The sequence below is a fragment of the Streptomyces sp. NPDC092370 genome (genome assembly GCF_044755265.1).
GTDB lineage: Bacteria > Actinomycetota > Actinomycetes > Streptomycetales > Streptomycetaceae > Streptomyces.
Genome location: NZ_JBIVQO010000002.1, coordinates 548508 through 560871 on the forward strand (window position 1 = coordinate 548508; position 12364 = coordinate 560871).

General features: G+C 69.3%; 10 protein-coding genes. All 10 read right to left on the reverse strand.

Going from position 1 to position 12364, the window contains the following annotated elements:
• Positions 1-909, reverse strand: coding sequence for a prephenate dehydrogenase (locus ACIQHQ_RS09085; RefSeq protein WP_402611099.1), 909 nt, complete (start codon positions 907-909; stop codon positions 1-3).
• A complete protein-coding gene (locus tag ACIQHQ_RS09090) occupies positions 909-1826 on the reverse strand; it encodes a phytanoyl-CoA dioxygenase family protein (RefSeq protein ID WP_402611100.1) in 918 nt (305 codons plus the stop codon). The genes ACIQHQ_RS09085 and ACIQHQ_RS09090 overlap by 1 nt, the downstream gene beginning before the upstream one ends.
• Before the next feature lie 52 nt (positions 1827-1878).
• Positions 1879-2943, reverse strand: a complete 1065-nt coding sequence (gene hppD, locus ACIQHQ_RS09095) for a 4-hydroxyphenylpyruvate dioxygenase (protein WP_402611101.1) — start codon at positions 2941-2943, stop codon at positions 1879-1881.
• Positions 2944-3041: 98 nt separating this feature from the next.
• Positions 3042-3548, reverse strand: a complete 507-nt coding sequence (locus ACIQHQ_RS09100) for a flavin reductase family protein (RefSeq protein ID WP_402611102.1) — start codon at positions 3546-3548, stop codon at positions 3042-3044.
• 103 nt (positions 3549-3651) lie between these two features.
• Entirely contained in the window at positions 3652-4896 is a 1245-nt protein-coding gene (locus ACIQHQ_RS09105) for an MFS transporter (protein ID WP_402611103.1), read from the reverse strand.
• A gap of 52 nt (positions 4897-4948) precedes the next feature.
• Positions 4949-6193 (reverse strand): acetyl-CoA carboxylase biotin carboxylase subunit family protein, encoded by a 1245-nt coding sequence (locus tag ACIQHQ_RS09110; RefSeq protein ID WP_402611104.1) that lies wholly within the window; start codon positions 6191-6193, stop codon positions 4949-4951.
• Positions 6194-6196: 3 nt separating this feature from the next.
• Positions 6197-7420: an ATP-grasp domain-containing protein gene (locus ACIQHQ_RS09115; RefSeq protein WP_402611106.1), complete on the reverse strand. Its 1224-nt coding sequence runs from the start codon at positions 7418-7420 to the stop codon at positions 6197-6199.
• Positions 7417-8475, reverse strand: a complete 1059-nt coding sequence (locus ACIQHQ_RS09120; RefSeq protein ID WP_402611107.1) for an LLM class flavin-dependent oxidoreductase — start codon at positions 8473-8475, stop codon at positions 7417-7419. Before ACIQHQ_RS09120 ends, ACIQHQ_RS09115 begins: the two co-directional genes overlap by 4 nt.
• A gap of 44 nt (positions 8476-8519) precedes the next feature.
• On the reverse strand, positions 8520-9746 hold the full coding sequence (locus ACIQHQ_RS09125) for an ATP-grasp domain-containing protein (RefSeq protein ID WP_402611108.1): 1227 nt from the start codon (positions 9744-9746) through the stop codon (positions 8520-8522).
• 1024 nt (positions 9747-10770) lie between these two features.
• On the reverse strand, positions 10771-12348 hold the full coding sequence (locus ACIQHQ_RS09130) for an SWIM zinc finger family protein (RefSeq protein WP_402611620.1): 1578 nt from the start codon (positions 12346-12348) through the stop codon (positions 10771-10773).
• Positions 12349-12364 lie beyond the last annotated feature (16 nt).

Below are 12364 nucleotides of genomic sequence, written 5' to 3' on the forward strand. Positions count from 1 at the left end.
TCAGACTCCTCTCGGCGCGGCCGCGTAGGCCGTACTCGGGGTGGGGGCCGTGGTGCGTGCGGGGATCCGGGCCCGGCCCTGTACGCCGCGGACCAGGGCCGTGGTGAGCCGGTCCGTGTGGACGCGCTGCTGCTCCGGCTCGTGGGCGGTGCCCAGGCCCTGCAGGGCCTCGACCACCTGGTGCAGGTCGTGGGCGAAACCGGAGAGGACATCGGCGACGGCCACGGCGTTGGAGCCGAGGATGTCGGTCCACAGGTCGGCGCTGCCCGCGGCGAGGCGGGTGATGTCCTGCAGTCCCTGTCCGGCGAGCCCCAGCTGGGACGGGTCGCCGTGCAGTAACCGCCCCGCGATCAGGCTCGACACCAGGTGCGGGGCGTGCGAGGTCAGCGCCACCGCGCGGTCGTGTTCGGCGTGGGCCATCACGACCGGCCGGCCGCCGCACAACTCGGCCAGACGCCGGGCGCGTTCGACGGTCTGCGTCCGGGTGTGCACGGAGGGAGTGAGCACCCAGGGCCGCCCGTGGAACAGATCGTCCCGGGCGGCGAGCGGGCCGGACTGCTCCCGGCCGCCCATGGGGTGCCCGCCGACGAAGCGGGTCAGGTCGCAGCCGGCCTGGTCCGCTTCCCGCTGGGGCAGTTCCTTGATGCTGGCGGCGTCCGTGAAGTCGTGGGCCAGCTGCTGCAGTTGGTGTTCCTTCAGGGCCGCCGCGACGTGCCGCGGAGGTACCGCGATGACGGCCAGATCGACCGGGCCACGAGGTGTTCCTGCGATTCCGGCCCCGAGGTCCTCGGCGGTGCGCGCCGCTTCCGGGTTCGCGTCGATCAGGTAGGTGGTCACGCCCCGGCCCCGAAGGGCCAGGGCGATCGAGGTACCGATCAGGCCGGTTCCGACCACTGCGGCACTTCGCATCAGTGGTGGCTCCACAGGAGGGGCAGGTACTCGGGGTCGCTGTAGTCGGGGGTGCCCTCGGCGGTACGCCGCACGAGCACGTCGTGGTTGTAGTGGACCTGGGTGCCGTCCGAACGGAAGAAGTCGCGGTAGCGGTTCTCGCCGTCCTGCAGGTGGAAGGAGATGGCGCGGCGCGGGCGGTCGCTGACGTTCGCACCGCTGCCGTGGTAGGTGCGGCAGTGGTGGAAGTTGACGTGGCCCTTGGGGATGAAGACCGGGATCTTCTTGACCTCGACCCCGTTGTAGGCCGCGTTGTCCTCCAGCATCTGGTCCAGTTCGGAGCGGTCGCGCTCGGCGAAGTGCAGGGAGGTGGCGTCGTTGTCGGCCGTCTCCTTCCACCGGTGGCTGCCGTCGACCATCGTGATGGTGCCCATCTCCTCGCCGCAGTCGTGGAAGGGGATGAACGCGGTCAGCATCCGCTCGGAGGTGGAGGTGGACCAGTAGTGGCGGTCGAAGTGCCAGGGCACGATGTTCGACTGCTCCTGCGCCACCGGGGGCTTGTAGATGAGCGTCGACTGAAACACCCGGATCTGCTGGGCCTCGGCCAGGCGCGCGGCGACGGCGCCCAGCAGCGGCTTGCGCAGGATGCGGCCTATGGTGTCGTCCTCGTAGTGGATGTAGTCGTTGTGCCGCTGGACGTCGCCCTTCTCCGGCTCCCAGTAGGCCAGCTTGGGCGGGCGTACCGGCAGGGTGCGGTCGCGGTGGCCGGCGTAGAAGCGCTCGCTGGCGGCCTCGAGCTGCTCGATTTCCTCGTCGGTGAACAGCTTCTTCGACAGGTACCAGCCGTGCTCGGCGTAGAAGACGATGTCCTCGTCGGTCGGGAGCAGCGCGCGCTCCTCGTCGGTGAGGGTGAACTTCTGGGTGTCCTCGGTGGTCATGATCTTCCTTACAGGTGCGTGGTTCGGTGCAGGGACGGCGCGCTGAGCAGGGTCAGGAGACGGCCTTCTCGCGGGCGACCGCTTCGTAGAGCGCCTTGATGTTGCCGCTGCCGAAGGTGCGGGCACCGTGCCGGTCGATGACCTCCCAGAAGTACGTCTTCCGTACGTGCTGGGACTGGGTGAAGATCTGGAACACCTGGCCCCAGTGGTCCTCGTCGATCAGAACGTTGGTCCGGCGCAGGTCATCGACCTGGAGGTTCGAGCGCTCGAAACGCTCCTGGAGCTGTTCGTAGTACGAGCCCGGTGTCTGCAGGAAGTTGACGCCCCGCTTCTCCAGGGTCTGCACGGTGCCCACGATGTCGTCGCAGAGCAGCGCCAGGTGCTGCACGCCGGCGCCGCCGTGGCGGGCCAGGAAGGTGTCGATCTGGCCGGGCTCACGGTCGGTGACCGGCTCGATCAGGGTGAAGGTCACTTGGCCGGACGGGCTCTGGACGACCTTGGAGTCCATGGCCTGGGTGCCGACCTCGATGAACTCCTCGAAGATCTGTGAGAAGCCGAAGACCTTCTCGTAGAACTCGACCGTGGGGCGCAGCCGGCCGGCGGGCAGGCAGATCGCCGCGTGGTCCACGGTGCTGAGCAGTTCCTCGCCCGCCTCGGGGTCGGCGGCGATGATGTCCATCACGCCGGGCAGGAACTGCTCGCGGTCGCCGGTGCGCTGGACGAACCGGTGGGCCACGTCGCCGAAGCCCAGAACCGTGGCGGTGACCACCTCGGTGCCGTCCTTGCTGTGGACGGTGGGCTCTTCGACGGCGGTGGCGCCCCGCTCGACGGCCACCTCGAAGGCCTTGGCGGCGTCGCTGACCTCGAAGGCGATGTTGGCGACACCGTCACCGTGCTGCATCACGTAGGACGCGGCCGGGTGGGAGGGGTTGAGGGCGGAGGTGAGAACCACCTCGATGCCGCCCTGGCGCAGCAGCAGCGAGCGGTAGTCGGCCTGCCCGGTCTCGGGACCGGCCTGGCCGCAAATACGGAAGCCGAAAGCGGTGCAGAGGTAGAACGCGGACTGCTGGGCATCTCCGACGTAGAACTCGACGTGGTCTACGGCCCCGATATCCATGTAAAACCCTTCCGTTTTCATGTTCGAGCAGGAGAAAGTCGAGATGTCTTTGGGAGTGACGAGCGGGTGAATCGAGAGATTCGGCCCCGAATATCCGTCTAGAGAGTGGAGAACTCGTTCAGCGGCGACCAGACACCGTAGTCGCCCCGACGGTAGAGAAGTGGCTCACGGGGGAAGATTGCAGCACCTTCCACCCGGCCTATGACAAGCCAATGATCGCTCACCTCGATCGCATTTTCAACCCTGCATTCCGCAAGACCTAGTGCGACTTCGAAAAGCAGCGGCGCGCCTTCGGAAATAGCCGAGGGGCGCCATTCGACATGCGCGAACTTGTCCGTGGCCTTGCTCGCGAAGACCTGAGAGGCGTCGCGCCCGGACGAGGAGAGGAAGTTCACCGCGAACGCCTGCGACGAAAGGATCGCCGGCAGCGTGCGGGACTCCTTGCCGACGGAGACCAGCAGCATCGATGTCGCCGCCGACACGGCACAGACGGCGTTGCTGGTGAAACCGTACGGCTCACCCTTTCCATCCGTTGCCGTCACGATGGCGATCGGGGTCGGGAACGAGCCAAAGAGTTCGCTGAAGCGTACAGAACCGACGTCCATCAAGTGCCTCCGCGGAACAACTGGTGAATCTTTTTCGGGCAGGCCGAAGAAACCAACGGCCCGTGTTGGTGTTTTTGTGCGCGCCGCCCCTTCGCGGTGGCGGTTATTCCACGGTCGCGGGCACGAGATTCGCCTCACGTTCGGCGATCGCGCGACCGAAAGCCCGGATCGTCAGCGGCAGCATGAGCGCACCGAACGCGGTGAGCGCCACGGCCAGTATCAGGACGAGTTGTTGCGGTCCCAGATTGGAACCGGAGCCGGCCACCAGAAGTCCCGCGATGGGCATGGCCAACATATTGAGCAGATAGAACGGCCCCATCACCTTTCCGAGGTGTTCTTGGGGAAGGACCTTGATGCGCTGCGTCCGGTTGAAGACGTTGAAGTACGTCACTCCGACCATGGCTGCCACGAACGCCGGGCCGTACAGCAGCATGGAGGAGGCGAAGCCGATGAGCAGCAGACAGGAGCAGAGCAGGGCGAGGCCGAAGATCCCGAGCATCCGCACGTTGACGTACCGGAGCAGGAACGGGATGACCAGGAGGTTGACGATCCCCAGTGCGCCGATACAGATGTTCAGCAGGGCGAACGACGACTCCGGGGCGCGGAACACACCCGTGACGAGTGCGGCGTTGGCGGCGAGCACCACGGCGAAGACCAGGTTGATCGAGAAGTTGAGCGAGGCCAGCAGGACCAGCGGCCTGCTGCGGACCAGCAGGGACCAGCCCAGCCGGAGTTCGGCGACGATCTCCGCGGCTCCGCCGCTGCTGGGGGTGCGCGGCCCGCGCGGCAGCGGCAGCCAGCAGACAGCGGCGATGGCGAAGACAGCCCCGGCGGCGCCGAGCAGCCAGACCTTGTCGATGAAGGCCACGCCCAGCATCGCCAGGGCGGGACCGACGGCCATCGCCGAGACCTCCATGCTCTGCACCAGGCCCTGGATCTTGGCCAGTTCGGTGTCCTTGGCCAACTGGGGCACGACCTTCTCCACCGACATGCGCACCGGAGCCATCAGAAGCGAGAGCAGCGGCGCGGCCGTCATCAGGATGGGCGTCAGCAGTGAGGGCGCGGCCAGACAGCCGACGAGGGCGCCGCAGAGGACGACGGCCCGGCCCGCCGTGACGACGGAGAACAGCCGCGCCCCGCCGTCACGGTCGGCGAGGAGACCGGCAAAGGGGTACGCGAGGAGGGCCGGGAGCCACTCGATCGCATAGGCGAGGCCGAGGGCCGACACGTCCTTGGTGTCCTGGAAGATGAGCAGCGGCACGGCGAACATCACCATTTGCTCGGCGACGACGCTGAGCAGGACACCGCAGGCGAAGAGCCGTTGGTGCAGCGCGGATCGTGTGGTCATAAGATCGATCGCTCCCTTGTGCTCGGCCGGGGACGGCCCGGCCCGAGACTCCTCACTGCGCCACCGGAACGGTCTCGATGTGGAATTCGGCGATGATCTTCCGGATGTCCTCCTCGACAGCCGCCTCGTCGCCGGTGAAGATGAACCGCCCGCTGTGCACCGCGTCATAGCTGCCGCCGGGCTCCATCACCTCACCCGGTGCAGGCACCAACTCCCGCCAGATCGTGGCGAATCGGTCCCGCATGGAGGTCACCGAGACGACCTCGGCCGGCAGTCCCGCGGGCTTCGGGATGATCAGCCAGCCGCCGGACGGGTCGCCCGTCTGCGGCGGGACCGTCGCCCGGCCCTCGCACAGGGCATCCAGCCAGAGCTCGAAGAGGTTGACCCCGAAGAGCTTGTCCATGAGGTACGGCACCTCGGCCCCGCCGATGCGGCCCGCGATCTCCAGGAACACCATGTCCCCGTCGGGCGTGACGAAGAGTTCCAGGTGGAACGGCATCGAGGTCATGCCCAGACCCGACACGCAGCGCCGGGCGAAGTCGTGCACACGGGTGCGCAGCGGGGAGTCCTGGACGACGACCGAGCCGAGCGGCTGCCCGCCGGCCTCGAAGGCCAGACAGTCGTTGATGTAGCGGGACACCGCCATGAACGGGATGCCCGCGTCCTCGTCCGCGAACCCGTCGACGTGGAAGATCACGCCTTCGACGAACTCCTCGAGCTCGTAGTCGGCGAGGTCGACCTCCGACAGCAGCGCGGTGAGGGCGGCCTCGTCCTCGACCCGGTGCACGCCCATGCTCGCGGCCCCCGACACCGGCTTGAGGATCAGCGGGAACCCCGTGGCCCGGGCGAACTCCAGCGCGGACTCGGCGCTCTCGCAGGCTTCGAAGCGGGGCACGCGGACGCCCGCCTCGGCGACGAGCTCCTTCATCCGCAGCTTGTTGCGGTAGACCGCGACGTCCTCCGGGCGGGGCCCGGGGATGTCGAGTGCCACGCGGACCTCGGCCGCGATGCCGAGGGTGAACTCGGAGACGGCGATCAGCCGGTCGACCGGGCCGACCTCGTCCGCGACCCTGCGGACCGCGTCGCGCAGCGCCTCGAAGTCGTTGACGTCCTCGATCTGGACGGTGCTCGCGATCTGCCCGGGAGCGGCGAGGACCCCGGTGGCGCCGACCGCGTCGACGACGTAGCTGACGCGGTGCCGCTCATGGTCGATGAGCTCCTCGAAGCGGCCCATCGAGAAGTCCCAGCGCGGCCCTTCCGTGAACCGCGGCCAGCGGTTGACGACGACAATATGCATGGCTCATTCCTCCGGCGCCACGGGAACCGTCTTGATCGACAGGGTTCGCCGGACGAACTCGATGGCTTCTTCCAGCTCCTCGCGCGAGTCCGCGGCGAGCACCGCGTACCCGGTGCGCTGCAGGGAGGACGAGGTCCGCTGGACGGTGTCGCCGGTCTTCACCTTGGCGGTGGCGTCCACGACGGCGGGGTGCGCGCGGACCTGGTCGAGACCGTCGACGGCGATCACCTCGCCGGGGTCGGAGACCACGAAGATGCTGGCCGAGAACTTCACCGGGCCCTCGGGCGGCGGCGGCAGCTCGTCACCGACGACGAGCCGCAGCACCAGCTCGAACCAGTCCATCCCGTACGCCAGGGAGCACAGCTCCATGATGTAGTCGCCGGGTGTGCGGACCGCGACCTCCATCACCGAGGGGCCGGAGCTCGTCATCCGGAATTCCAGGTGCACGATGCCGGTGCGCATCCCGATGGCGGCGATGACGGACCGACCCAGTTCGGCGACCTGCTCGGCCTCGGCGGGCGGCAGCGACACCGCCGCCCGGTGCTCCAGTTCGACGAAGTTGGGCGCGCCCGTGGTGGTCTTGGCGGTCAGGTTCGCGAACCAGACCTCGCCGTCGCGGACCAGTGCCTCCCAGCTGTACTCGGGGCCCTCGACCGCGGTCTCCACCAGCAGCGGCCGCTCCGAGGCGCGTCGTGAGGCAGCGGCGTCGAAGGCGGCGGCGTCGGCGACGAGTTCGACGCCGTCGCTGCCGGCCGACGACAGCGGCTTGATCACCACGGGGAGGCGAGCCTTGGCCCACTCGGCCGCCCCTGCCAATTCGTTGGTCAGGAGGTAGTCGGGCTGGCCGATCCCGTGGGCGCGGAAGCGCCCGCGCTGCAGTGCCTTGTTCCGCGAGACCACGGCCGCCCCCAGGGACGGTCCGGGCAGCCCGTGGGTCTCCTGGGCCAGGGCGGCGCCCAGGACGTGGCACTCGGTGAACCCGAAGATCCCGGCCGGGCGGCTGCGCAGGGCGGCGGCGTGGGCGGTCTCCGCCCACAGCTCGTCCAGCGAGCCGTACTGGCCCTGGCTCGGCTCGACGGCGTCGACCAGGCCCTCGATGCCGGCGGCCCAGTCCTGCGACTCGATACCGCGGACCCGCAGGCCCAGCCGGCGGGCGGCGGCCACGTACGGGCGGCCCATGATCCCGACGCCGACGAGCAGCAGTTCACGCTCTTCCCGCCCGCTCATGACTCCTCCTCTTCGAGACGACGGATCAGGGGAGCGACGTGGGTGAAGAAGTTCCGCATCTCGTCACGGGTCGGCCAGCCGGAGAAGATGAACTCGCTGATGCCCGCTGCCTTGTAGCTGTGGATGTAGCGGGCGACTTCCTCGTGGCTGCCGACGATGCACAGCGCCGGACCGCCGCGGTAGGCCACGGCACCGGTCCAGATGTAGGGAGAGAGCCACTCGTCCTTGGCGCTTTCCGCCAGCTGGTACGAAGACTTGACCGCCTCGGAGTCGGTGGTGTTCACCCACTGGCGGATCCACGCCGTGTGGTCCTCGTCGGGGTTGCGCATGAGGTTGGCGAGCTCCGCCACCGCCTCCTCGCGCGTGTCGCGCGACAGCACGTGCATACGGGTGCCCACGCGGCGGCCGGCGTCGAGGAGCGGCTTGCTCGCCTTGGCCAGGCTCTCGGGGGTGTCGCCGTAGCGCAGCCAGCAGTCGCCGGAGGCGATCGCCGTCTGCTGGGCGACGGCGGAGGCGCCGCTGATGTAGATCTCCGGGCGGCCGCCGCCCTTGTGGCCGAGGCCGAGCGAGGCGTCCTTGAGAGTGTAGTGCTGCCCGTCGTAGCTCATGGGCGACTCGCCCTCCCAGAGGCCGCGGATGACCTCGAGGAACTCGTTGCACCGGGCGTAGCGCTCGTCGTGGCTGAGGAAATCGCCGTAACCGGCCTGCTCCGCCGGGGAGATGCCGGAGACGATGTTGAGGGACATGCGCCCGTCCGTCATCCAGGACAGGGTGTTGACGACCTGCGCGAACAAGGCCGGCGACATCAGGCCCGGGCGGTAGGCCAGCATGAACTTGACACGGTCCGTCACCTGCGAGAGGGCACCGAGCACCGGCAGCGGGTCGGGCAGGTAGTTGGAGATACCGAACAGCAGGCTGTCGACGCCGAGTTCTTCGGCTTCCTGGACGAAGTCCTTGACCTCGCCCATGTCCAACTTGCCGATCTTGTACGTGTCCGTGGGCGTCGCCTGTCCCGTGTCGGGCGGCGAGCACCAGTGGAGGCGGAGGGGTTCCATCGTGTTTCTTCCTTCTGTTGTGGGCCCGGGCACGCGTTGACGTTTCAGGCGCCGAGCACGCGGACGCGGTCGCCGATCTCGGACCAGCGCTCGTGGGCCTCTTCGGGGGAGTCGGCGGTGAAGACCACGGCGGCGATCCGGCAGCTGTAGTCGGCCTCGTCCGTCTTGATCCCGGCGCCGGGCTCGACAAGGACGTGGCTCGCCGCCACCCAGGGTTCGGCGGCGAGTTCGGCCCAGCCGTCCAGCCGCGTGTACGAACCCGCGCCCCCGGCCGTCAGGAAGCGGATGCCGGCCGCCTTGGCGACGGGCTCGCGATACGCCCCCGAGCCCTCCGGGTCGGCGCCGGTGATGTCCGCGAGGACCTTGCCCGGCAGCCTGAGACCGGTGGCCATTTCCATCAGCTCGGTGATCTTGTCGCCGGGCAGCCGCGCGGCCACCTCCATGAGGACCGGGCGGCCCTCGTTGAGACGCAGTTCGCAGTGGAACGGGCCGATCGTGATGCCCACGGCCTCGACGACACGTGTGGCGTACGACGCCAGTTCGTGGCGCGTGGCCTCATCCAGCGGGGCGGGCGTGAGGTGTCCGAGTTCCAGGAACCGGGGCTCAGGGCCGAGCAGCTTCCGGGTCACCGCGACGACGACCACTTCTCCGTCGCGCACATATCCGTCGGCGCTGTACTCCGTACCGGGCACGTATTGCTCGAGGATCGCATCGCGGGTGAGCGCGCGGTCGAATTCGAGCCCTTCCTCGCCGTGCATCGCGGCCAGCGCCGCACGCGCCTCCTCGATGCTGTCGACACGCGAGACGTGCACGCTGCCGCCGGAATCGACGGGCTTGATGACCGCGGGGAAACCGACGTGTGCACAGGCCTCTTCGAGGTCTGCGGGTGCGCTCACGACCACGAACTTCGGCACTTCCAGGCCGGCCTCGGCCACCGCTTGGCGCATTTTCCCCTTGTGCCGGACCTGGTCGACGGCCGTGGGGGTCAGAGCAGGCAGTCCGAGACGCGCCGACAATTGCGCGGCACCGGGTACGTAGTATTCACCTCCGGCCACCACCGCATGAATCGCGTTTCGCTCATGGGATTCCACGACAGCGGCCTCAAGGGCAGTGTTGTCATTGGTGTCCACCGTGATTATCTCGGTGGTAAGCGAGCGTACCGCGTCGGCGATTAAGCGGCCCCCTTTCTCATAGGAGGCAACGACGACATCCCAGCCGATGGAACGGGCATGCGCGACATAGGCGTTCGCTGAGAACGCCGGCTGCACCACTAGGACACGATAAGACACAGAAGTTCCTCGAAATCTCGCTCTGAGGTCGGCGATGGTTCATCTGGAGAGCACTCGGACCGCGTCACGGCATAGCGAATTCAGCCACCGGGCCATGGCATGAGTGATGCCAGAAGCCGCGATAGGCCGTGGACGCCACAGTGGCAGTAGAAGTTGACGGGTGAACTTCCGCGCGGGATCCGCGGGTCAGTCAGCCGTGGAATCACCTCGGGCAGGGCCCATCAGGCTCAGCAAATCCCAAGATGGAAAGAAGAACACAAGCAGCCGCCCCCCGCGTCGCTACCAGTCAAAAAGAAAATTTCCCCGCAATGATCAAGATCCTAGGCGACAGCAGGTTCGAGGTCAACCATTCCAAGACCTTAGTTCATCTGCGGCGACTGCACCCCTATGTCCGTTTTGGTAAAACATGATCGTGATTCACCGCCCGGTGCCATCCGCGCCATTCCTGCCTTTGTCAGGAGGACGTGAGCGACATGTGTACCCGTCGGTTCTCTGCCGGTCGGAAAGCGAAAAAGGCACACAGCGTGACGCACGTTGCGAGATGACCATGGTCTACTGACACGGCAGCTGCAGTTCCGATGTCACCGCTGTTCAGTGGCTTGTGGGGGCGCAGAGGAGTGCGGTTACTGCAGGCGAGTCGACCGTGGGGCTGTTGCCGGAGCCGGATACGCCGAGTGCCCACGGAACTGCCGGACCTCGCGCAGGCGATGGGGCACGCCGGTCATGGACATGCTGCGGCCGGGCACCGCGGGCTCCAACACCGCCGCGGGCCACAGGCCGCCAACCGGCCCTGGCCCAGCTGCCGAAGAGGCTGCGCGGCCGGCGAACTTCCGGCCCGTCGAAGCGGTACCGGAGGGCAGGGGTCGTCGTCTCACTCACCGCTCACGCCGACCGTCGATTCCGGCGCAGACGACGCCGGTCCCCCGATCCTCACACCCGGCTCCCGGATAGGCCCGCGCATTCGCACGCCGCCTTCACGCACCGGCCCGGCAAGCCCTGGACGCCGTCAGAGGTCGCTCGGCAGGCCGAGGCCGGTCAGCGCACCGACCGGGTCGAGGTCGGGGGTGCCTCTGGGCCACCAGTCGTCGTGGCCGGGCTCGGACTCGTAGGCGTACCAGAGGCCGTCGCGGCCGAGGCGGAGCTGGACGTGGCCCTGGGGGTGGGTGAGGTGATTGCGCCAGGGCCGGAAGGCGGGCAGGTCGGCGGCGAGAAGGAGGGGCCGGGCCCGGTCGAACCGGCCGGCGGGCGGGTCCCACGGCTCCTCCAGCACGGCGAGGCCCTCCAGCCCGCCCTGCCGCCAGGCGGCGACCGCGCGGGCCAGTTCGGACGGGGTGCGGCCCGCTGCGGAGGCAAGGGAGGCATAGAGCGCCCGGCTGCCCGCGGTGAGCCCCGACCCGGGACGGGCCGCGGCCAGGCGGACCGCGTCCTGCCAGAAGGTCAGCTCACCGACCGGGTCACGGCCCGTGTGGAGCAGGGCGTGGGCGCGGGCGGCGGCGTCCGTGGCCAGCTGGTCCAGCGCGAAGGGGTCCGGGCCGCCGGGAGCCGCCGGATAGGCCGGGGGCTGCTCGGGGTGGGCGGGCGGAGGCAGTGGTGCGGGAAGGGGCGTGAGGGCGCGCGATGCGAGGACCTCGGCCGCCCGCACGCCGGGCAGGGGTGCCGGGCCCCTGTCCTGCGCGGCGCGCGCGGCGCGGGTGGCGCTCAGCCGGGACAGCGCGTCGAGCAGTTCCCGCTCGCCCCGGCCGCGCAGCAGAAGCAGGACGAAGGGGTCGGCGTCGAGCAGCCGGGCGGTCTGGTAGCAGAGGGCGGCCGCGTGCTTGCAGGGGTGGCCGCGGTCGGGGCAGCTGCACCGCGGCTCCAGGTCACCGGGACCGGGCAGCAGCGGCACGCCGCAGTCCGCGAGGGCCTGGGGCATCTCCTTGTCGAGCAGCGCCGCGATGTGGCCGGGGCGGTCGGCGGCGGCGTCCAGGAACCGGTCCCAGTCGATGTCGTCGAGCGTGCGCAGACGGACCTGGACGCGGTACGGGCGGGGCCGGCTGCCCTGGACGTAGGCCAGCACCAGTCCGGGTGTCACGGTGATGGCGTCGACATGCCCCTGCCCGGCGTACCCCCGCCCGCGCGCCAGCCGCTTCACGTCCAGCGCGCCCTGCTCCAGGGCGCTGACCCAGGCGTTGCCCCACCAGCTCTCGGCGAAGCGTTCGCCGGCCCGGGGCGGGAAGGGCGGGAAAGTACGGCGCAGTTCGCTGTCGCGGGAGGGAGCCGCCATGGAGCGGGGCGCCTTGGGGGTGCGGGACGCAGGGGCCGTGCGCGGGGCCGAGCGCTGCGCGGAGTCGGCGGTCGGGGAGCTCGCAGGCGTCGGGTGGCTGGGGCGGGCGTCGGTCGCGGCCGACGGCGGAGGCGTCGCCGCCGGGCCGTCGGGGTGCGAGGCGGGGGCCGGGCGCGGCGATGCCGGGGTGCCGGTTCCGGTCATGGCGGCCGAGAACTCGGCACCGGTCCCCGGGCTTGCGACCCGGTCGGGCGTCACAGAGCTCTGCGCGGGTCCGGCGGGGGCCGGGCGCGGCGATGCCGAGGTGCCGGCCCCCGTCACGGCGGCCGAGAACTCG

Bases quoted from the DNA above. Each gene is read 5' to 3' on its own strand.
- ACIQHQ_RS09085 (WP_402611099.1), bottom strand. From the start codon at position 909: ATGCGAAGTGCCGCAGTGGTCGGAACCGGCCTGATCGGTACCTCGATC.
- ACIQHQ_RS09090 (WP_402611100.1), bottom strand. From the start codon at position 1,826: ATGACCACCGAGGACACCCAGAAGTTCACCCTCACCGACGAGGAGCGC.
- hppD (WP_402611101.1), bottom strand. From the start codon at position 2,943: ATGGATATCGGGGCCGTAGACCACGTCGAGTTCTACGTCGGAGATGCC.
- ACIQHQ_RS09100 (WP_402611102.1), bottom strand. From the start codon at position 3,548: ATGGACGTCGGTTCTGTACGCTTCAGCGAACTCTTTGGCTCGTTCCCG.
- ACIQHQ_RS09105 (WP_402611103.1), bottom strand. From the start codon at position 4,896: ATGACCACACGATCCGCGCTGCACCAACGGCTCTTCGCCTGCGGTGTC.
- ACIQHQ_RS09110 (WP_402611104.1), bottom strand. From the start codon at position 6,193: ATGCATATTGTCGTCGTCAACCGCTGGCCGCGGTTCACGGAAGGGCCG.
- ACIQHQ_RS09115 (WP_402611106.1), bottom strand. From the start codon at position 7,420: ATGAGCGGGCGGGAAGAGCGTGAACTGCTGCTCGTCGGCGTCGGGATC.
- ACIQHQ_RS09120 (WP_402611107.1), bottom strand. From the start codon at position 8,475: ATGGAACCCCTCCGCCTCCACTGGTGCTCGCCGCCCGACACGGGACAG.